The organism is Lachnoclostridium sp. (assembly GCF_031997925.1).
In the GTDB taxonomy this organism is placed as follows: Bacteria; Bacillota; Clostridia; order Lachnospirales; family Lachnospiraceae; genus Lachnoclostridium.
Genome location: NZ_DAMADT010000016.1, coordinates 55,863 through 76,621 on the forward strand (window position 1 = coordinate 55,863; position 20,759 = coordinate 76,621).

14 protein-coding genes are annotated in these 20,759 nt (G+C 35.6%); 1 reads left to right on the forward strand and 13 read right to left on the reverse strand.

Features of this window, described 5'->3' with window-relative positions; translation table 11 throughout:
* Window positions 1–243 precede the first annotated feature (243 nt).
* The 6 genes from RTP52_RS11695 to RTP52_RS11720 all read right to left on the reverse strand — a co-directional run bounded on the left by RTP52_RS11695 (window position 244) and on the right by RTP52_RS11720 (window position 10,845).
* Window positions 244–1,263, reverse strand: coding sequence for an alpha-hydroxy-acid oxidizing protein (locus RTP52_RS11695; RefSeq protein ID WP_312371526.1), 1,020 nt, complete (start codon window positions 1,261–1,263; stop codon window positions 244–246).
* Between the two features lie 168 nt (window positions 1,264–1,431).
* Complete coding sequence (locus tag RTP52_RS11700; protein WP_312107415.1) at window positions 1,432–1,911, reverse strand: metallophosphoesterase family protein; 480 nt, start codon at window positions 1,909–1,911, stop codon at window positions 1,432–1,434.
* Between the two features lie 252 nt (window positions 1,912–2,163).
* Window positions 2,164–3,630: a glycoside hydrolase family 10 protein gene (locus RTP52_RS11705; protein WP_312371483.1), complete on the reverse strand. Its 1,467-nt coding sequence runs from the start codon at window positions 3,628–3,630 to the stop codon at window positions 2,164–2,166.
* Between the two features lie 72 nt (window positions 3,631–3,702).
* Complete coding sequence (locus RTP52_RS11710; RefSeq protein ID WP_312371486.1) at window positions 3,703–6,333, reverse strand: N-acetylmuramoyl-L-alanine amidase; 2,631 nt, start codon at window positions 6,331–6,333, stop codon at window positions 3,703–3,705.
* Between the two features lie 192 nt (window positions 6,334–6,525).
* On the reverse strand, window positions 6,526–7,368 hold the full coding sequence (locus RTP52_RS11715) for an AraC family transcriptional regulator (RefSeq protein WP_312107311.1): 843 nt from the start codon (window positions 7,366–7,368) through the stop codon (window positions 6,526–6,528).
* A gap of 63 nt (window positions 7,369–7,431) precedes the next feature.
* Window positions 7,432–10,845, reverse strand: coding sequence for a DUF5107 domain-containing protein (locus RTP52_RS11720; protein WP_312371488.1), 3,414 nt, complete (start codon window positions 10,843–10,845; stop codon window positions 7,432–7,434).
* A gap of 396 nt (window positions 10,846–11,241) precedes the next feature.
* Here RTP52_RS11720 and RTP52_RS11725 point away from each other — a divergent pair, with 396 nt between their 5' ends.
* Complete coding sequence (locus RTP52_RS11725) at window positions 11,242–11,970, forward strand: tRNA 2-thiocytidine biosynthesis TtcA family protein (RefSeq protein ID WP_312371490.1); 729 nt, start codon at window positions 11,242–11,244, stop codon at window positions 11,968–11,970.
* A 151-nt stretch (window positions 11,971–12,121) separates the two neighbouring features.
* On the opposite strand, the gene RTP52_RS11730 is transcribed toward RTP52_RS11725, so the two are convergent.
* The 7 genes from RTP52_RS11730 to RTP52_RS11760 all read right to left on the reverse strand — a co-directional run.
* Window positions 12,122–12,877 (reverse strand): hypothetical protein, encoded by a 756-nt coding sequence (locus RTP52_RS11730; protein ID WP_312105874.1) that lies wholly within the window; start codon window positions 12,875–12,877, stop codon window positions 12,122–12,124.
* A gap of 165 nt (window positions 12,878–13,042) precedes the next feature.
* Entirely contained in the window at window positions 13,043–14,764 is a 1,722-nt protein-coding gene (locus RTP52_RS11735; protein WP_312105873.1) for a phospho-sugar mutase, read from the reverse strand.
* A 485-nt stretch (window positions 14,765–15,249) separates the two neighbouring features.
* Complete coding sequence (locus RTP52_RS11740) at window positions 15,250–16,437, reverse strand: AGE family epimerase/isomerase (RefSeq protein ID WP_312371494.1); 1,188 nt, start codon at window positions 16,435–16,437, stop codon at window positions 15,250–15,252.
* A gap of 311 nt (window positions 16,438–16,748) precedes the next feature.
* On the reverse strand, window positions 16,749–17,864 hold the full coding sequence (locus RTP52_RS11745; protein WP_312371496.1) for an SGNH/GDSL hydrolase family protein: 1,116 nt from the start codon (window positions 17,862–17,864) through the stop codon (window positions 16,749–16,751).
* A gap of 47 nt (window positions 17,865–17,911) precedes the next feature.
* The gene (locus RTP52_RS11750) at window positions 17,912–18,934 is read right to left on the reverse strand and encodes a glycoside hydrolase family 130 protein (protein WP_312371498.1); all 1,023 of its coding nucleotides are present in this window, start codon (window positions 18,932–18,934) and stop codon (window positions 17,912–17,914) included.
* A gap of 114 nt (window positions 18,935–19,048) precedes the next feature.
* Complete coding sequence (locus tag RTP52_RS11755) at window positions 19,049–20,497, reverse strand: ABC transporter substrate-binding protein (RefSeq protein WP_312371500.1); 1,449 nt, start codon at window positions 20,495–20,497, stop codon at window positions 19,049–19,051.
* A 46-nt stretch (window positions 20,498–20,543) separates the two neighbouring features.
* The coding region (locus RTP52_RS11760) for a hypothetical protein (protein ID WP_312371502.1) at window positions 20,544–20,759 on the reverse strand (216 nt) is incomplete at its 5' end.

A 20,759-nucleotide genomic window follows, 5' to 3' on the forward strand; every position in this document is an offset into this window, starting at 1 on the left:
TTGTTTTCTTCATCGAATTCACCCTTTCCCGTTTATTTGGCAAGGAATTTATTTCCGAACCTTACTATATTTTACTATAAAACAACAATTAAATCAAGAAATCCAGAATACAAGAAACCCAGTTTAAAATAAAATATGGAAATACAGAAAAAATAATCAATCCATATTTGATTTAAATACTGGGTATCAAGTCATCTTACCAAAATTCTCTTATTTGTACTGATTGTTTATAGAAACTTAACTTTATTTTTTCCAAATACATTCCTGTGTTATCTCATCTAAGGATGTAACTCCACACATTTCCATAGCATCAATGAGTTCAGCACCAATTTTTTGAATATAGGATCTTACGCCATCATAGCCACCACCAAATACAGCAGTAACAAATGGTCTTGCGATTATAGCCGCGTCTGCACCAAGAGCCAAAGACTTGAATAAATCAGCTCCAGAACGAATACCTCCATCTACGAATATTGTCATCTTTCCTTTAAACTCTTTCGCTATTTCTTCTAGAACTTCAGCAGTAGATGGACATTGGTCAAGTACTCGTCCGCCATGATTTGACACAAGAATGCCTGAGGCTCCAGCTTCTAAAGCTTTTTCAGCACCTTTTACAGTCATAACGCCTTTCACAATAAATGGTAGATTTATCTCCTGAATTATCTCTCGTAGCTCTTCGACTGATTTTCTTCCTGCTGGCGGTTGCATATTTTTTAAGAATGGTAATCCGGCAGCATCCACATCCATGGCAACAGCAAATGCATTACTATTCTTAATAAGTTGAGATTTTTCCTTTATAGTATCTATGTTCCATGGCTTTACGGTAGGTATCCCTAAACCATCTACTAATTTGATACAGTCTGTAGCAGCCTTCATAACCTCAGGATTAACACCATCTCCTGTAAAAGCTGCGATTCCAGCATCTGCACAAGCCTTTACCAATACTTCATTATAAGTAAGATCATTGTAGGAATCCCCATAATGGAGGTTAATAGCACCTACAGGACCAGCAAAGAATGGATAAGCAAATTCTTTTCCATAAATAGTCCTTTTCGTATCTATATGGGATGCTGCTACAAGCGTATCCATGTTCAAACGAATTTCTTTCCATTTATCATAATTTCTTATGGCTGTGTCACCAATCCCTTTTGCACCTGGTCCAGGTATTTGATTTCTGCATGCTCTTCCATTACATTCAGGACACGCTTTACAATATGGACCTATGTTCTTCTTTGCATTTTCTATGATTTCTGTGTATGACATTGTAGTATTCATCTCTTTACTCTCCTTTGTACTAAATAAAGTAATAAATCGTAATTATATTTTATCACACATAGAATCAAAATGTAAGATTGATGCTTAAGTTGTTAATGATAAAGAAGAAGAATCGGAGGACTTCCCTGATGAGGTTAAATATCATTCTTGGTATAGTTAAATATTACTTATATGTTTACTAAATGCTGTATTGAAATTTATTTTATAAATTCGATATCGGTCATCTTCTACCGTAAGAATTGCCATCGTTACATCATGATGAAATCTCTTACGACCGCAGCTACCTGGATTTAACCATAGAATTTCTTCTTTTTTCTCTAAGGAGTATTTATGGGAATGACCGTAAACAACAATGTTAACCTCTGGTGGTAGTTGTTTTATCTCTCTTTTGTTATGAATTAGATAAAAGGTAATGTTGTCTACTGCGATTGTTAAAGCAGATGGCAAAAACTCAGCCCACTCCTTATCATTATTACCTCGAACTACAAATAACGGTGCATAGGTTAATAACTCATCATAAATTTCTTTCGTATGAATATCACCAGCATGAAGTATATAATCTACTTGTTTTAGATGTTCACATACTTCTGGACGTAATATGCCATGAGTATCTGATATAATCGCTATTGTTGTCATAAAACCCTCCATGCTGGTAAATTTGTTCTTACTATTGTTTGCATATTCATCATTACTATTCGAGAGGATAAACTAATTCATGAAGTTGTTTTACTAAAATACGCTATCCAATAATAAAAGAAATTTTGCAGAATCAAAACATAGTTCTGCACCCAATATAGGCGAATTCTAAGGAACCCAGCCCAAAATCCGCAAAAAGCAAAAAAGTAGTAGCCAATGTATTAGCTACTACTTTTTTTATGAATAGAACAGTTATTTGTTAAGAACCTTCAATAAATTATTTACTGCTTTTTGTGCTGTGTTACTATAGAAATTATCATAACGGAAGAACATATAACCATCAACTAATTTAGTGTCACGGCAAGTTTTAATCATATCCGCTAATATGTTTGCGTTTTTCTTAAAATCAGGTTCATCATTGGAAGCTGATTTATAAACAGGTATACCAACATAAACATTTACGTCTGTATTTTTACGAAGTTCTAACCAACGATTTAGAATTCCATCGAATGGATATTGCTTATGTTCAAAACTCCAATACAGCTGAGGGCAGATATAATCTACATAACCTGGTTCAGATAACCAACGGTCAACATCAACATAATAACGATCTTTCATACGTAGGGTATCAAGAAATCCTCCTGGGCTGATTCCAAATACAACATCTGGGTTTTCGTTCTTAATTTCAGAGTAAATACCTTTTACTAATAAGTTAACATTCTGTCTTCTCCACTCATCAATTGGAAGAATTTTTTCACCATGTGCTTTACAAGATGCAACATATGTCTTATATTCTGGTGCGTCAAATATCTTTTCATAATTCGAACCTAAAGTTGGATAAAAATAATCATCAAAATGAATTCCATCTACATCATAATTTTGAACGATTTCAAGTACTCCATTACGAATTAGTGTACGTACCTCAGTTACTGCAGGATTGTAGTACAGATTTCCATCAAAGGACAATACATTACGGTCATTTGCTGTTTTCTTATCTGTTAGCCACTTTCTTGCAGGGTTATTCGCTGCCAAAGTTTTTACATCCGTATTTTTTGTTGTAACACGGTATGGATTTAACCATGCATGAAATTGAAGTCCTCTGTCATGGGCTGCTTCCACCATATACTCTAATGGGTCAAACCCAGGATCTTTTCCTTGCGTACCACTAATGTATTTAGACCAAGGAAAATAACTGGAATCATACATAGCATCTCCAAATGGGCGAACATGAACAATAACAGCATTCATCCCCATATCAACAACATTATCAAACATTTCATCAATTTGAGCTTCAAATTCATCTTTGGTATATCCTGTACTCTTAAACTCAAGATAGGAAATCCAAACTGCCTTAAATTCCATATCAACATAAATGTTCTGCAATGTTACACCTCCATTGACATCCTCTGCACGCAACGTATAGTAACCAGATTTTTTTACATCAAAAGAACCGCTTTCCGATAATTTTTTTCCGGATACTGACCACCGAATACTATTTTCTAAGGTAACAAGACCTTGTAAGTAAGTAACGGATTTTAACTTTGCTTCACTTTTGACTTCATATGTTACCGTTGCTTTTTGATTTAGCACACGATATGTTGCTTTTATCGTAGGCTCAGTAACTTCTTCCGTTGCTGCCATAGCTGGCACAGCTTGATTTATAGCAAATACAAACAATAACATCCAGGCTAAGATAAATTTCCATTTTCTCTTAAACATTGTATTCAACCTTTCTTTCTTCTAGCATATGGCTAGTTTCTATTTTGGGGCTTTTTATCTTACTATTTTTTATTATCGATTCGTAGGATAAGCTTCAAATAAGCTAGCTACAGTATCATAGATTGTTTTTGCAGCTTTCTTTTGAGAGGTAGAACTTGTTAATAAGGATAGATCATCTGGATTTGTTAAAAATGCTAACTCAATTAAAACAGCAGGTACAGAGTTATCACGAACAACAACAAAGCCCTTATCAATGATTCCAAGATTCTTTGTTCCTAATGATTTGGATAGATTGTTAACCAAGGTATTTGCTAAGATACTACTTGTTAATCCACTCGATGTTTTTGATTTATTTATACTACTATAATATACACTGGTACCACGAGCAGCTGAGGTAGTTGCTGAGTTACAGTGTAAACTGATAAAGAAATCTGCATCGACCTGTTTTGCAAATGCAGCTCGGTCAGCAAGTGCGATTAATGTATCATCAACTCTTGTGTAATAAACCTTAATACCTGAGTTTGTAAAATATTCTTTTGCATATTCATTTAGTACCTTAAAGTTAATTTCTTTCTCTTTTGTCGTACCTTTCATCGCACCAGGATCTCTCCCACCATGTCCTGCATCAAGAATGATAATTTTATCATAGATTGCATTAGGCCGATCAATCGTAACTTGTAGCTTACCATCTACTATAGTATATTGAAATCCTTGTATCACTTTTGTATTAATAAGTAATTCAGTACCTTTACTGGAGGAATAAGAAACTTTTATGTTCGAAACATTTTCATACGTATTTGCAATAGGGTTTTGCTCAAAGAAAGCACGATGATCACCTTTTATAAATATAGAAATCTGCTTTTTATGGTAGTTGTCCTCAGAAGAAATATCCGATAAACGAATTCCGCTTGGTAATTGAATATTAAGTGGTGTATTATTAATTACTGGAATTTCCTCTTCTTGCTCAAAGTTTAAAGTATAAGTAGAGCCATCTTGATGGATTTCGTAAGTTACATCTGGTGACGGTTTTTCTATAATCAAAAACGAGTTGTTTGGTGATGTAGAATTTAATGACACATATACCATAGAAGTTTTATCTTCCTGATTAGTAAAATTATAATCACCTATTGTATTTATCGCATTCGGTATAGACACATAGATACTGTCTTCATCTTCTGTAACAATTGGCTTAATTTCTTTTAGTCCGGTAATTGATAAATACTCCAAACCGCTTTCATCCCTACCTGCACTTATTTGTGTTAAATAATTTGAATAAAGAGATAAAGATAAGCCCTTTCCATCATTCTCTGATGTCATAGCATAATTTACCGAAGCATATGATAATGTGAAGATAACATCTGTTTGATTCTTCACCGCATCATAGATTACTCTTGCTTCCTTGGCTAATTCATTTCCGAAGGTAACTATACTGTCTGTAGCAATCATATTGTTGAAAGTTAATGTTAATTCATCGTTTACTTTTGAGGCAGTTACATTAGAAAATGTCTGATTAAAACTTAGCTGGTATTTTTCTTTATTCTTCGTTAATTGGTCCGTATCAAGTTTTAAAAATTGAGAACTATTTACATTACCAGTATCAATAGAATTTTCAGAATTCATTGCATTTTTTGCTTCTTCTAATACAGCTTTGTAACTTTCTTTTGTAGTCCAATTAAAATATTCTAACTCATTATAGTCACCATCCCCTGGAATGCTTGGTGAAACCGGAGGTAACGTTATGTTTGGCTCTTTACCGACCTTTTTTGTCGTTGTGATTTCAGATGTTTTCGTAGCTGAATTCCAGTTATAATCGTAGCCTAGAGCTTTTGATACGAATTGTGCCGGTACTAATACTGCTACTTCGCCATTATCTTCATTAAATACAAGCTTTGGTGCTACACCACAATCTACCAACTCGTCATTTAAGTAAGCGAGATTGCTACCTAATTCCATTAATAAATTAATATCACCTTTGGTAAAGGAAACAGTTCCTTTGCTTTCGGAATACTTGTAAGTTACACCCATGCTCTTTGCAAATACTTTGTATGCCTGAGCCATAGCGGTGTTTGCAATTAAGATACTAGGAAGGTTAGAAACATTTACGCTTTTGCCATCAAATTTTACACTTCCTTGAATCCCAGTATAACCAACAGTCTGATTATCATAAGTCAAATTTAAAGGCTTCGTAATGGTAACCGTGGAGCTTGAGCTATCCCAGTTATAGGAATAACCGAAGGTCTCTGCAACAAATCTTGTTGGAACTAATATGGCAGTTTCATTTGCCTTGGAATACTTAATGGAGATTGGTGCTGCATTCATGGTCACGGATTTTCCATTCACTATTGCAGTCTTACTACCTAAAGTTAACACGAGGGTAGTCTTGTCATCTCTAATTGTAACTGTTTTTTTCTCCTTATTATAAAGCGTCTTAAGCCCTAGTGTATCACGGAAGACTTTAACATATGGCCCTAGGGCTACTCCATTGCTTGATAGGATTCCTGGGTTATTCCCTAGTGGAATGGATTTCCCGTTATATACGTAAGAGATGGTCTCGTCAGTTATTGTCATCGAGGAGCTTGTTGTATAATTGTAAATTTTAAGTCCGCTTGCTGCTTGTGCCTGATCGACAGGGGCAGAACTTATTAATAAACTAACAATTAACAATACGCACATTTTCTTATAGTTTTTTACTTTTTTTCTCATAATTCACCTACTGTATTTCATTTTTGAGCCAAATTACATTCTTCTTTGGTCTGCAATAATAGAATACATAGTAATTTTGTTATAATTGTGTCATAAATTTTCAAAACTTTTGTCATATCATCGGAATTTTATCCCTAATATGTCTGGTACGATAAAAATCCGGTACTGCGAAAACCAGTACCGGATTTTTGATTAAACGATAGTATCACGAAACACACCAGGTGTCATACCTGTATTTTTCTTAAATGATGTAACAAAACAGGATTCATTAGAAAAACCGCATATTCGTGCAATTTCTTTCTGAGCGTAAGGACTGCTTTTAAGCAATTCTTTCGCCTTTGTTATTCGTGTTTTCACAATATATTCATGCGGAGAATAACCACATTCTTTTTTAAACGTTCTAGCAAAATAATATTCACTTAAAGCTACCTGCTTTGCAAGAGTTTTGATACTAAGATCTTTGGTTAGATGATCTTGAATGTATCTCATAGCTATTTTGGAAACCCTATTTGAGTTTTCTGAGCTTTCTCTGCTGCCCTGTCGAAGCAATTCAGATAGCACCATCGTAATGTAAGTGGTTATTACAGCTTCGTTTGTTTCTGTTAATTTTTGATATGCACGATAAATCTTCTCTATATAAGTAATGCAAGGAAATGAGTCCTCTAAACAAAATATTCCATTGCTGTTCTCAAGCAATGCCCTATCATATGCTGAAGCCGCAATTCCATCATAATGAAACCATATCGTCTCAAGTTCTTCCACAACTTCATAAGCATGAGGATAATAACAGTTTATGTAAACGATATCTCCTTCTTTTGCTATATATTGCTTCTGCTGATATGAAATCTTGGCTTTCCCACGTTTTATATACATAATTAAGTAACTGTTATAAGTATCTCTGGAAAGCTGATAGGTTGGTTCATAATAAAAATGTCCGGTACAAGTTACATAAAAGAAGGTATTTTTAGCTAAATTACTTGGCGTTGTAAAAAATAGTTCAGAATTTCGTTTTATTCCGGATTCCATTGCCTTCATAATTGTCCTCCTATTATTTCCCTATACTCTTTAATAAATCATAGTCTTTCTTTTACATTTTCATCAATCATTTATATTACCAATAGAATAAAATAAGTCATGATAAAGATGAACTCCTTGGTGTGCACATTCTTTTTCAAGAATATTACGATAAAGTTTTCTTGCTGTATCATAGTCTTTTAATCCGACTGCTCCTAATGCGCTCAAATAAATGCTATGGATTTGATTTCTTTTAGTTAAGTCATCATCAAAGATTAGAAAATCAGGTAACGAAACTGCAAAATAATCAATTTTCACCTCATCTTCAGAATGAGATAAACCAAAATCACAGAGCTGATTAAATATCTGATTCGCCTCACTAGTGTCACCTAACTTTTGTTTTGCAAGACCATAAAAAAGATAGCGGTCTGCCGGCTGATCATTATAATACATTGCAGTTCCAAGCTCAAACTTACCGATAGCAGCTTTTTGATAGCATTGCTTTGCGTTCTCTTTATCACCAATTCGCTCATAAAGGCACCCAAGATAATAATCAATGTGATTATCGGTAGCTTGCATAAGTTTTCCCTCTCCAAGATTTTCAGGGTAAACCTTTGCCTTTTGTAGTAAGATAACAGCACTTTTAAATTCTTCTACTGTTGCCTTCTCATTATACAAGGTTCTCTTAGCCATTTGCAACAAGGAAAATACATATTGTTCTGTAACTTTCCCTTCTCCGCCTTCCCATGGATGAAAACGATGTTCCATAAGACAGTTGTAAGCTTCCTCGTATCTTCCTGCAAGATTAAGTAAGGTAATATATTCGATGTAGAGGTCATCTCTTTTCTCGGCTAACTCAAGATAATTCTCTAACAGCCTAAGTCTATGCTGAAAGTCAACATTTAATTTCTTATATAGCTGATCTAGCTCCAGTAATATTCTGGCATCTGAATTATCACAAGCAAATGCCTTCTCCATCAAAGCTTTTGCTCTGTCACCATTATGTGCTTTGTTAAAATAATATAGAGCAAGATTACGATATACCGTTGGAAATGTACCATCTAGTTCAATGGACTTCTCATAACAGTCTTTTGCTTGATCATATTGTTTTTTATCATACCATAAAATCCCAAGATAGTACCATGCCATAGCATCCGTTGGATTTTGATTTGTAACAAAGGTGAGTATTTTTTTCTCATATAGCTTATTTGGAAAGCAATAATCCGAAGAACAAGTCGCTGCTCTTAAAAGATACTCGTTCATCTTAGCAATATCCTGTAGTTGATAAGAAAAATAGGCAGAAGAATATAGTATCATAGGATGATCCAAATGATAATAGGATAAGACATTAAGTGCCTCCACATTGCATCCTGTTTCTGCATAATCATAAGCTAATTCTAAATATAGATTAGGTACGAAGGAAATCTTTCTTAAGAAATCATCTAGTACCTCATTTGAGCCCTTTCGTGTATTGTCATCTATTGTATTATTACACTCTTTATCAATCAAATATAATTCAAACAAACTTCGATACTCAAAAGGATCTATCTCTAACGTGTCCGCAATGTATTCCTTTGCCAGAGTATAATTTCCCAAATAGCGTAATAAAGTAGCTTTTAGTCCTCTAGCCTTATGATTGTGTGAATTGAAGATTAAAGCCTGTTCCACTAACTCTAATGCTTTCTTATATTCTCCTTCTCTTGTTAAAATAGCAGAAGCATAATAGAGACTGTTTTCCTGTTGTTCTTTACTCCATGCTGCTTTTCTAAATAATGCATAAGCTTCTTCGTAAGATTCCTCATAAAAGCAACAGATACCTTTTAAGTATAAAGCTTCGGAATCATATGGATTTTTGTTATATTTCATTAATTGATCGATTGCGGTTGTAAAATAATTCTTTGCCTCACTCCATAGTCCTCGCCTAAATAATAACGTTCCATAAGCAGTATTCAATCGAATATCTTTTGGTGATCTCCTCAAACCTTCTAAATAATAGGCTTCTGGTTCATAAGTAGCATGTCGATACTGCTCTAAATGCATACCAATCATGAATAACTCTTCTAAGTCCTCTACTTTTTCCGGCTCTAATACAGGCTTTGCAGGCTCTGGAATTTCTTCTTCCCCTTGCTCAGGTGCATAACTAAGCAGTACTTCTCCCTTATTATTTAGCAACTGCACATATAAGTTTTTAAGATAATTAGTACTTTCCTTCTTAGTCTCATCCAATTTAGAGCCTAATTCAACCGGAAAAGTCTCCTTATAAGTTATGAGGGGCGATAGTTTTTGAATTGCTCTTTCACAAATTAGAGAATTATTTTCATATACCCTTAAGCTAAGATTTTCATATTCTGAAGTCATATAAAGAGTACAAGTAATCTCTGTATGTTGAGAGTCATCTGTATACTCTACTCCCAAAGCCCCACAAATCTGCGCTGATTTTACCATGCCAACTTCTTTATATGGAAGGAAATACTGTGTAAATTCTTTCTCTTCCATTGGTTTTAGCCAAGTAAAATCTGGTTGGTTTTCCGTATATACTCCTGTCATTAACTCGATATATGGTCCATTTTCATCCGTAAGATTTTTATCCCATGCTTTACCAAAGTCACCGCATCCCCAAGTCCATTGTTTTTTCCCAGGTGATATGTGATGATCTGCAATATGCAGCAATCCTGCTTTTTTCTCCTCGTCATATCCGCCTACAAAGTCATAGTTCGATTGATATGCCATATAAGAGGTAGGTACAGGGATATTCTTATACCGGGAAATATCAACACCTTTTGAATAATCCATCTTATAATATGTGCCTGTTGCAATCGGAAATGTAGAAACATCTCGCTTTCCATGGTCATAAACAGCATGTACGTCCGGAGGAAATACGGAATAAGTATGCTCATTCACCGCAACCGCCGGATTTGCCCACCATAAAAATGTCTGCGGTATGGAGGTTCTGTTGTATAACTGTCCTTTTATCTCAATATAGGCCTTCCCTTGATGTAAAGTAAATCGTGCTATATTTTTGGTTCCATACATCGTATCGGTTTCGCTAACAATCAAGGTTTTGCTGCCATCATGATTTTCCTCAAGTGTGTACTGTACTGGGGAAAATGTAGTCGGGCGATGATGCTGAGGCCAATTAAACTCAATTCCACCGGAGATCCAAGGCCCAGTTAAACCAACTAAAGCAGGCTTAATCACCTCATTATAATATACAAAATCATACTGATTTGTTTTATCATAAGCACGTTGAATTCTTCCTCCAAGTTCCGGTAGTATCATAATTTTTAGATACTCATTTTCAAGATACACTGCTCGATATGTTTTATCGACCAATTCATCATGAATCTTTTCAATCACCGGTAAAGGATATACTTTACCAGTGCTCCCCTGATAAACTCTCTTTTCTAGAAACATAGGATTTTTATCAGGTTCTCCAACCAAATAAGTTGGAATCACAACATCTTCTTCCCAGATTCTTACGATTTCTTGCTGATTCATAATTCCTCCCATTACTAACCATTTACCTAACCTGAAATAAGGTTACTGAATGGTTTTTATTAGTAAATATCTATATGTTATCTCTTATTATAGCAATGAAATAAAAAAACTCATTCCGCGTACTTGCGGTGCTATTTTCATTTCTTGCTCTATTCGAAGCGGATATTCCCACTTGCCTACAGGCAAGTTTTCCGCTTACGCTACTTGCTCTACGTGGCATTTTAAAACAGACAAGTCCATACCCCCGCTTAAAGAAGCGGAGAACTTCCCTGATGAGGTTAAATAGCTTTTCTAAAATTTTATATGAGTTTAGTTCAAGAAAAAAACTACCATCCAATCTTTGTTTATGTTATAATGGGACGCATGATTATTTTGATATAGAAGGGACGGAAAGAGTTGAAATTACAGCAATTATATAGTTATACAAGAAAAGCGATTGACGACTATCAGATGATTGAGGATGGAGATAAAATAGCAATCGGTATCTCTGGTGGAAAAGACAGTCTTACCTTATTATATGCACTTGCGGGCCTTAGAAGGTTTTACCCAAAGAAGTTTACCTTAGAAGCGATTACAGTAAGCCTAGGTTTTGAACCTTTTGACACGACTAAAATAGCAGCTTTATGCAAAGAACTTGATGTGAATTATACCGTTGTGAATACTGATATTGCTCCAATTATCTTTGAAACAAGAAAAGAATCCAACCCTTGCTCTCTTTGTGCAAAGATGAGAAAAGGTGCTTTTAATGATAAGGCAAAAGAGCTTGGGTGCAATAAATCTGCTTATGCTCATCATAAGGATGACGTAATTGAAACGACATTAATGTCACTATTATTTGAAGGGCGTTATTATACATTCTCGCCAATTACTTATCTTGATCGTATGGATATTACTTTAATTCGACCATTAATTTATGTAGATGAAGCAGATGTGATTGGATTTCAAAAAGCTTTTAATCTACCAGTCTTAAAGAATCCTTGCCCAATTGATGGCTATACCAAGAGGGAGTATGCTAAAAATCTCGTGAAACAGTTAAATCAAGAACATCCAGGCGCTAGGGTTAGACTATTCCATGCCGTTACAGATGGTTTGCTACCGGATTGGAAGAAAAATATAGAACAATAACAAAGTGCATTCCCAAAAACAGGGGTAATTGATATCTTATAGACTTTACATTTCTATAAGTACCAATTACCCCTGCTTATTTTCTCGTTACGTGTTATGAGTTTTCTCGTTATGTGTTACGAGTTTTCTCGTTACTTGTTACGAAGATACACTAGCAAACCATATCAAACCAGTTTCCAAGATCACCTGACTGATTGATATTTCCACCTTTGTTGTAAGTTTTAAGAGAATTTACAGCATTCATAGCAGACTTACCAATGTCAAAAGCTTTTCCTTGAATACGGCCTGCGAAGGAGCTGCTCCCAGTAAAGTAAGATTTTAAGCTGCTTATATCAGCTGCTTTTAACTTACTTTCATCAACTGTTAGTTTATTATCAGCTCCGACTGTTATACCCATTTTACCTAAAGCTACCTTGTTTGACTTTGTAATACCAGTCATATAAGCAGTAGTCTTAAGCACAGAAAGGTCGTTTTGTTTGCTAGCAGATTCCAAAACAGAATTATAGGACGAAGCAAACTCATTCATTGCTTTTGCAATACGATCGTAATCGTAGTCCTTTACCTTAACCATTTGGCCTGTTTTCTCATCCTTAACTTCTTTTTCAACCTGCTCCCAAATGGAGTTTTTACCGGTATTAAGAAGTTTATCTGTTGCTTCTTTTAAGGAGTCAGCATCCTTTTTTGTAGCTAGCATTTTGGATTTTTCAGAAGTTGCACCTGTAGTACTTGAAGATCCTGCCTCTTCGGCGTCCATCTTTTTATAATACGCAGAAAGTAACTTCTTATAACTTCCATTCTTAATACTCATATACTGGCCAAGGATATTGTTACTTCCGTTAGAAGAACCTTGTGATGTTGAAGAAAACAACGATGATGAATAGTTATAGTAATTTGTGGATATCGTCATATACATTCCCTCCTTTCATATGAGTTATATCGGATAGATTTAGTAAAATATTAGTTTTGCCCTGTTGTCATTAATGAAACAATAACGTAATATACCGTAAGCACTCTATACTCTTACACTTTCTAGTCTTACACTTTATAATCTTGTACTTTATAATCTTGTAAATTAAGCTAACTTCATTAAAGCATCTGTTAAGGATTTTAATTGTTCGTTTGCATCCTCAGTACTAGTGCCTTTTACACCAATGTAGAATTTGATTTTTGGCTCTGTTCCAGAAGGACGAACACAAACCCAAGCATCATTATCTAATTCGAAATATAATACATTTGACTTAGGTAAACCAGTCTTTGAAACTTCATTGGTATCAAGGTTGATTGCTTTATCCGTTTCATAATCGCGGAAAGATACTACTCTATAATTTCCAAGTTGTTTTGGTGGGTTTTGACGGAAGCCATCCATCATCTCCTTTATCTTTTCTGCACCTTCCACACCCTTTAAGGTCATTGTCTCAAGACCTTCACGGAAGTAACCATATTTCTTATAGATATTTAACATCTGATCCCAAAGAGTAAGTCCCTTTGTGCTATAGTAAGCTGCTGCTTCACAAAGTGCCATAACAGCTACAATTGCATCCTTATCTCTTGCATGAGTTCCAATAAGACAACCATAGCTTTCTTCAAAACCAAACTCATACGTTCCTTTGCCTGTTTCTTCAAAGAGCTTAATCTGCTCTCCAATATATTTAAATCCAGTAAGTACTTCGATTAGCTGAATATTGTATTCCTGTGCCACTTTATCAGCCATATTAGTGGAAACGATTGTTTTTATGAGAGCACCATCTTTCGCTATTGTGCCTTTCTCTTTCCTTTGACTTAATAAGTACTCACAGATTAACATTCCAGACATATTACCAGTAAAGGAAATATAATCTCCTGATTTGGAATCCTTTGCGTAAACTCCAAGACGATCCGCGTCAGGGTCCGTTGCTAATACTAAATCAGCATCCACTTTTTTAGCTAAATCTAAAGCAAGTTTAAATGCCTTTGGATCTTCTGGATTTGGATAGCCAACGGTACTAAAGTTACCGTCTGGAAGTTCTTGCTCTGGTACTACATAAACATTCTCAAATCCTAGCTCACTAAGAACACGGCGTGCTGGTATATTTCCCGTACCATGAAGTGGAGTATAGACAATTTTTAAGTCTCCTCCGACTTTCTTAATCACATCTGGATGAATTACTTGCTTTTTTAGCTCTGCGATATATAAATCATCAATTTCTTTTCCTATTATGTGATAAAGGCCTGCAGCGATTGCATCCTCTTTATTCATTGTTTTCACTGTATTAAAATCTGTAACATTATTTACTTCATTGATGATTTGCTCATCTTTTGGATAAGTAATCTGAGCGCCATCTTCCCAGTAAACCTTGTAACCATTGTATTCTGGCGGATTATGACTTGCTGTAATAACAATACCAGAGATACAGTTTAACGTACGAAGAGCAAAGGATAGCTCTGGAGTCGGACGTAGGGATTCAAAACGATATGCTTTGATTCCATTTGCACATAAGCAAAGTGCTACTTCTTCACTAAATTCTATGGACATATTTCTGGAATCGTATGCAATTGCTACACCACGATCTTCTCCATGCTCTTTCTTAATAAAATTAGCAAGTCCCTGTGTCGCTTTACGAACAGTATATAAATTCATACGATTTGTACCGGCTCCAATAATACCACGTAAGCCTCCAGTACCAAATTCTAAACTCTTATAGAAACGATCTTTAATTTCAATATCGTTACCCTCTAAATTTTTTAATTCAGCTTTTGTTTTCTCATCAAAGTACGCATCTTCACACCAAAAGCGGTAGGTATCCAAATAATTCATAGTTAGCCTCCATGCTGCGACTATCTTTTAGGAGCAGCTAATAGCTCAAGTTTTGCGCAGCGCAAACTTCTGTGTGAAGTTTTAGAGTTTCTTAGGTAACGTTTTTTGACACCTTAGAAATTCTCTTCACACTTTACTCCATACCTGCGCATGTTTTTTTGCAATAACAAGTTTGTAGCGCAGACACAAACCTGCTGGTTAAATACGTTGCATTCAGTTGGTTTCTCTTCACACTTGAAATCATTCTTCTCAGTAGGCTGATATTTGTGCCGAGGACGACGCAGGCACAAATATCCGTTCGAAAGAAAATTTATAATTTTCTTTCAAACTTCCTATCTTACAAAGCAAGTGCGTAATGATAGCGTAAGGTTTCTACCGCTTGTAGGATAGTAATCTTTCGCTTAACATATAGCACCTTTTTTACCATACTATACTAACACAGATTACTTCAACAATTCAAGGCTGTTCTGAATTAAATTACAACGTTATCCTACACAATCTCTTCTTAAGATTTCAAAGCACATTCTACCATTATGGTATGGACATTTCCATGGTTCCACGATTGGCTTTTTACTATATGGATTCCCATCTTTATCAACTTCCCAAAACCACTCAGAACCTGTTCTTTTGTCATGAACATTCTCTAAGATAAATTGAAAGATATCCTTCGCTGCCTCAAAATACCTAGTTTCGTTACGATCATTCTCGTACCCATTTAAAAATCCAACCACTGCTTCTGCTTGAACCCACCATATTCTTGATGTATTTACCTTCCCTTTTTCACATTCATTTAATAAGGAATGATCTTGATAAGCAATCTGATAGACCTGATTTGTTAAATCCTTCGTAATTGGATTTAATAAAGAATCATATTTCGGCTCTTCTAAGACATTAAGCCCACGAACGATAAGCCATGCCGCTTCAATGTCATGCCCATACGAATGCAAATCAAGTATACTATTCATATACTCATCAAAAAACACTTCCTGTCGGTGCAAGTTCGGATTATAAACTTTGGTACGGATGATGTCGAGAATCCACATTAATCGTTTTTTGATTTCAACATCACCAGTAACACGATAATATTCGGTATAAGCTTCGAAAATATGTAGTAGTGTATTCATCGTTTTATGAGCAATCACACCATTTTCAGAAAGCTTTTCATTGTCAATTGGTAAAAAGCCTCGATCAAAGGCTTCTAAATATCCATACGTATCCGTACATTTCTTTTCTATTATCTCAATAATAGATTTTGCCAGATTGATTACCTCCTCATCCTTGGTAGCGAAATAGTAAGAAGAAAGCGCATAGACCGCAAAGGCTTGATTGTAGGTATGTTTCGTTGTGTCATATGTACTCCCATCATAGTTTAAGGACCAATAGATACCACCATAGGTTTGATCGTAACAGTGAGTTTTCAAAAACTCATAAGCATGCTTTGCATAAGATAATAAGTCCTCTTCTCCAAGAATAAGGTAAGCATTTGAATAAAACCATAATATTCTGCTATTTAAGATACATCCTTTTACTGCTTTTTTATCTAACTGTAAATCAAAATCGAGATACCCATAAAATCCACCATTTTCTTCGTCTCTTAATTTATTCCAAAAAGGAATAATTACCTCTGTCAGATGAGCTTTCGCTAGCTCCTTCATATGTTTGTAATTATCCATGTTATCCACCTCGAAAAAAGTATTTCTAAAGATATTAGCGTAATAACAGTATTTTTTTGAAAAATCTCTTGTCCTTACGCTAGCGCCAAATGTTATAAAAATTATTATGCTATAGCAATAAGTGCTATAACAGATTGTTATGCTATAATAAATGCTATTTCACTAATAGCCATAAAAGATATTACGCTATCATAGAAATATTCTACTTTAATCGTAACATTAGGGATGCAAAAATTGCTTGCACCCCTAATGTTGGCTGGAGAGTCTTAATTTTACTGACTCTCCAAGAAAGACTTCCCCCTAACGTCTTTCTAAGAAGTTATCACAGAAGCTAGATAAAACTCACTTTTATGTCTCTTATCTGCTACTATAATCGTAATTGTTAAGGTATGTATCCTTTTCACATCTGAAACTAGTATATCTTGCAAATATAAGCAATCTCCCCAATTTTCATTAAAGTTCGCATCTAATAGGATTGCTTCTTCTTCCTTTCCATCTAACACAGCCTTAGCAATCGGTGCAGGTTTATGAATTGTTTTTCGGTATTGAACCGATAAAGTCTTACAGTCAAACTTTAATTCGATGGAGTCTCCTAACTTTGAAGCGATGTATCCGCCTTTAAAGATATCTGTAATCCCATATTGTTCATCATTATCTTTAAGAAAACCCTTTAATAATGGAGTTATCTCTAAATTCTTATAACGAATAGCCCCCTCAAAGCGGTTTGGCGTAATTGGTTTTGGCAACTTTGTTCCTATGATTCCATTCTTACTAGTTTCTGTATTATCAATTGTTTCAAGTTCTTTTGTAATAACATAGGCAACTAGTTCATGACCATAATCGTTTGGATGTAAGTTATCCGGAGTAATCTCTTCTATTAATAGTGTTCCTTTTTGTAACTCTTCATAAATACTATCTTTGATACTAACCATCGGAACCTGATAATGATATCCGACTCTACTATGTACCCTTCCCGCATTATTTCCCGTATCATATTGAACATTATGAAATAAGAAAAGTGCTGGTGAGCTTTTTGATGATAGAATAGTCCGTATTAGGCCCTCATAAGTTTCCATGAACAGATCGTTATCCTCATCATTCACGCTAAATTCTGCAAATACAACGTCTGGAGCATTTGATAATAAATCAGACTCTACTCTTGCTACGCCAAACTGAGAAGTCGTAGCTCCAATACCTGCATTTACATAGGTTAGATTCTCATTTTGAAAATAAGTTTTCCACCATTCAAAAACTCGGTAAGCATAACAAGTAAAAGGAGTACTGGATAGAGAACCTTGTGTAATCGACCCACCAATAAAACCGATGGTTAACGGTTCCTTTTTTCTTGCTCTTTCCATTACATGATGAAATCTATCTAGATTTCCTAACGATACAACTCCCCGTTCTGCCATACTGATCCTATCCATATAGTACCTCATTTCTGCTCTGCACTATGTTTGCTTGCGAGACAGCGTTATAGAATCCCAATCGTATTGTCATCTCCATTTGCAACATGGTTCTCTATAATATATGTAACGATTTCATCCACTGTAGTAAAAGCTAATCCTACATAACTGTCTGCTGCCCCATAATAGATTGCTATCTTTCCACTTTCAGCATCTGTTAACGCTGCACAAGGGAATACCACATTTGCAACAAAGCCTTTTTCCTCATAATCCATCTCTGGCGTTAAGATAAAGTTACCGGAACGGTATTTCACGATAGATGGATTCTCAATATCTAAGATTGCTGCGCCCATGCTATATACATAACCATTGCAGGTACCGATAACACCATGATAGAACAACAACCATCCTTCACTAGTTTCGATTGGAGCAGCTCCTCCACCAATCTTTAAGGATTGCCACCACTGATTGTAACCCCTAGTCATAACATGTCTGTGCTTACCCCAAAATACTAAATCAGGACTTTCGCTCACAAAGACATCGCCAAACGGAGTATGCCCACTATCACTAGGTCTGGATAATAATACAAAGTTACCATTGATTTTTCTAGGGAACATGACACCATTTCTGTTAAATGGTATAAATGGATTTTCTAATCGAATAAATGTCTTAAAATCTTTTGTTTTTGCTAAGCCTAATGCTGCACCATAAAAATCAGTACACCAAATGATGTAGTAAGTATCTTCTACTTTAATCAATCTTGGATCATAAGCATAACGAGGCATATAAGATTCACCTTCTTCATTAACAAAAGCAATCTTTTCTTTTTCGTAGGTCCAATGAATCGCATCTTTACTGTAGCCTAGATAAAGATGCGGGACTCCATTGACTTGTTCACCACGGAATACGCCAATAAATTCACCCTGGTAAGGAATCACTGCACTATTAAAAATGCGTGCAACTCCAGGAAGTGGATTCCGTCCGATAATTGGATTTTCAGAATATCTCCAAACAGGGCCAGGACAATCGGTAGGCTTTTCCTGCCAAGGGATATTTGGAAGGTTCTCGGTATACATTGTAACTTTACTCATAGTATCATTCTCCTTTGATTGCATATTACCATTTGAAAATGAGCTGTCACATAACCTAATCAAAATCACGGCTCGCAACAGCTCATTTTTAACTATTGCAAATAATAAATGCTCTTATTTAAAATATTGATCCAATGCCTCCTGAACTATGTTCTTTGTCTCTTCTGCATATTGAGCTGCTGTCTTCTCTCCATTCATAATTGGAACCATGGAGAAGTTATCTCCAAGACCTAAATTACCCCACATATCAAATTGCTCTCTCTTACCCATCATCTCTAAGTAATTATAGTTTCTTTCTGTCATCATCATGTTCTGGAACCACTCTACATCATCACGAAGTTCTGTATCACCCTGATACCAGTTGGACCAATCATGGAATACATTATAAACTAACTCAGGATCTTCTACACCATTTGGTATAAAGTAGTAGTTACCAGCAGTCTTCATCATCTTGTTGTTTTCATAGCTTCCGCTAGGACCAGTTGGCCATGGAACACATGCGATTTCAAAACCAACATCAGGTGAGATACCAAACTCTTTGAAAATCCAAGCTGCACCAGTGAAAAAACAACTCTGCTGCTGTGCATAAAGTTTGTTATTGGTATCCCAATCATCTTGATTCCATGGTGATGCAGTATGATCTTCATTGTACATCTTATAAATAAAATCCATTGCTTCAATGGTTGCAGGGGAACTTAAGGTTTCTTTCGCGCCGCTTGCAATTGATGTACCATTTGACATACATAAGTTCTCTAAAAGTATAGTCCACCATCCAGAATAACCATAAATATCGGTAGAACCATCACCATTCGTATCCTTCGTAGTAGCAATCAAGTACTCTCTAAATTTGTCCCAAGTCCACTCTCCTCTGTCATAAAGATCCTGTGGATTCTCTAGACCAGCTTGCTTAAGCATATCAAGGTTAAAGGACAATGGATTACCACCAAGCTGACTTGTCTTGGCAACAGGCCTAAATAAGTAATTATTATTAATCCCTGTAAAAGAAAGATAGCTCATTACTGCTTGATCCTTGAAGATATCACTATCTGGCGCTGCAAATTTGGAAATATCCATTGCATAACCGCTTAACGCTGCAGGTGCACCAAACTGAAGGTCTGTTTCGTAAATATCTACATCTGGCTTACCGGACATAATAGAGGTATTGATACTTTCGATAATACCATTCCAAGTAAGGTTAATAAAACGGAACTCTACGTTGTATTTTTCTTCAATTGCTCTCATGTTATCTAATTGCATCTGAGCTAATTCAACGTCTGTTACTTCTGGGTTATCTTCAATTGCGTGATGGTCCGATGTATAGTAATGTTCATACCATGTTCCTACTTTTATAATTCTCTTCCCATCAGCGGTATATTCCGCACGGCCTGATCCAGATGGTTTCGCAGTTGGTGTATTTTCTGGAAGCTTAGTCGCTTCAGCCGTAGGTGTTGAAGTCTTATCAGAATTACTTGGTGTATCTGTATTCTTACTGCATCCAGCAATAGAAAACATCATGGCAACGGTTAAGCCAAGAGCTAAGATTTTATTCATTTTTTTCTTCATATTGAACCCTCCATCAATATTTTAAATGGTTTTAGGAATATAGCTATTACTCAACAGGATAACCAATGGTTACACCATATACTTCCCAAGCTTCTTCGCCTTCCGCCTGTAATTTTGCAAGCGAACCGGCAAAATCTTCCGTTCCTAGGGCTGTTACAATCTGATCATACGTAATCTGGCACTTATTTCCTTCTGAGTTCTTGGCAGCTGCACCTTGCGCGATTCTGGTCCAACCATATGGAGCTCCATCACCTGGAACTGC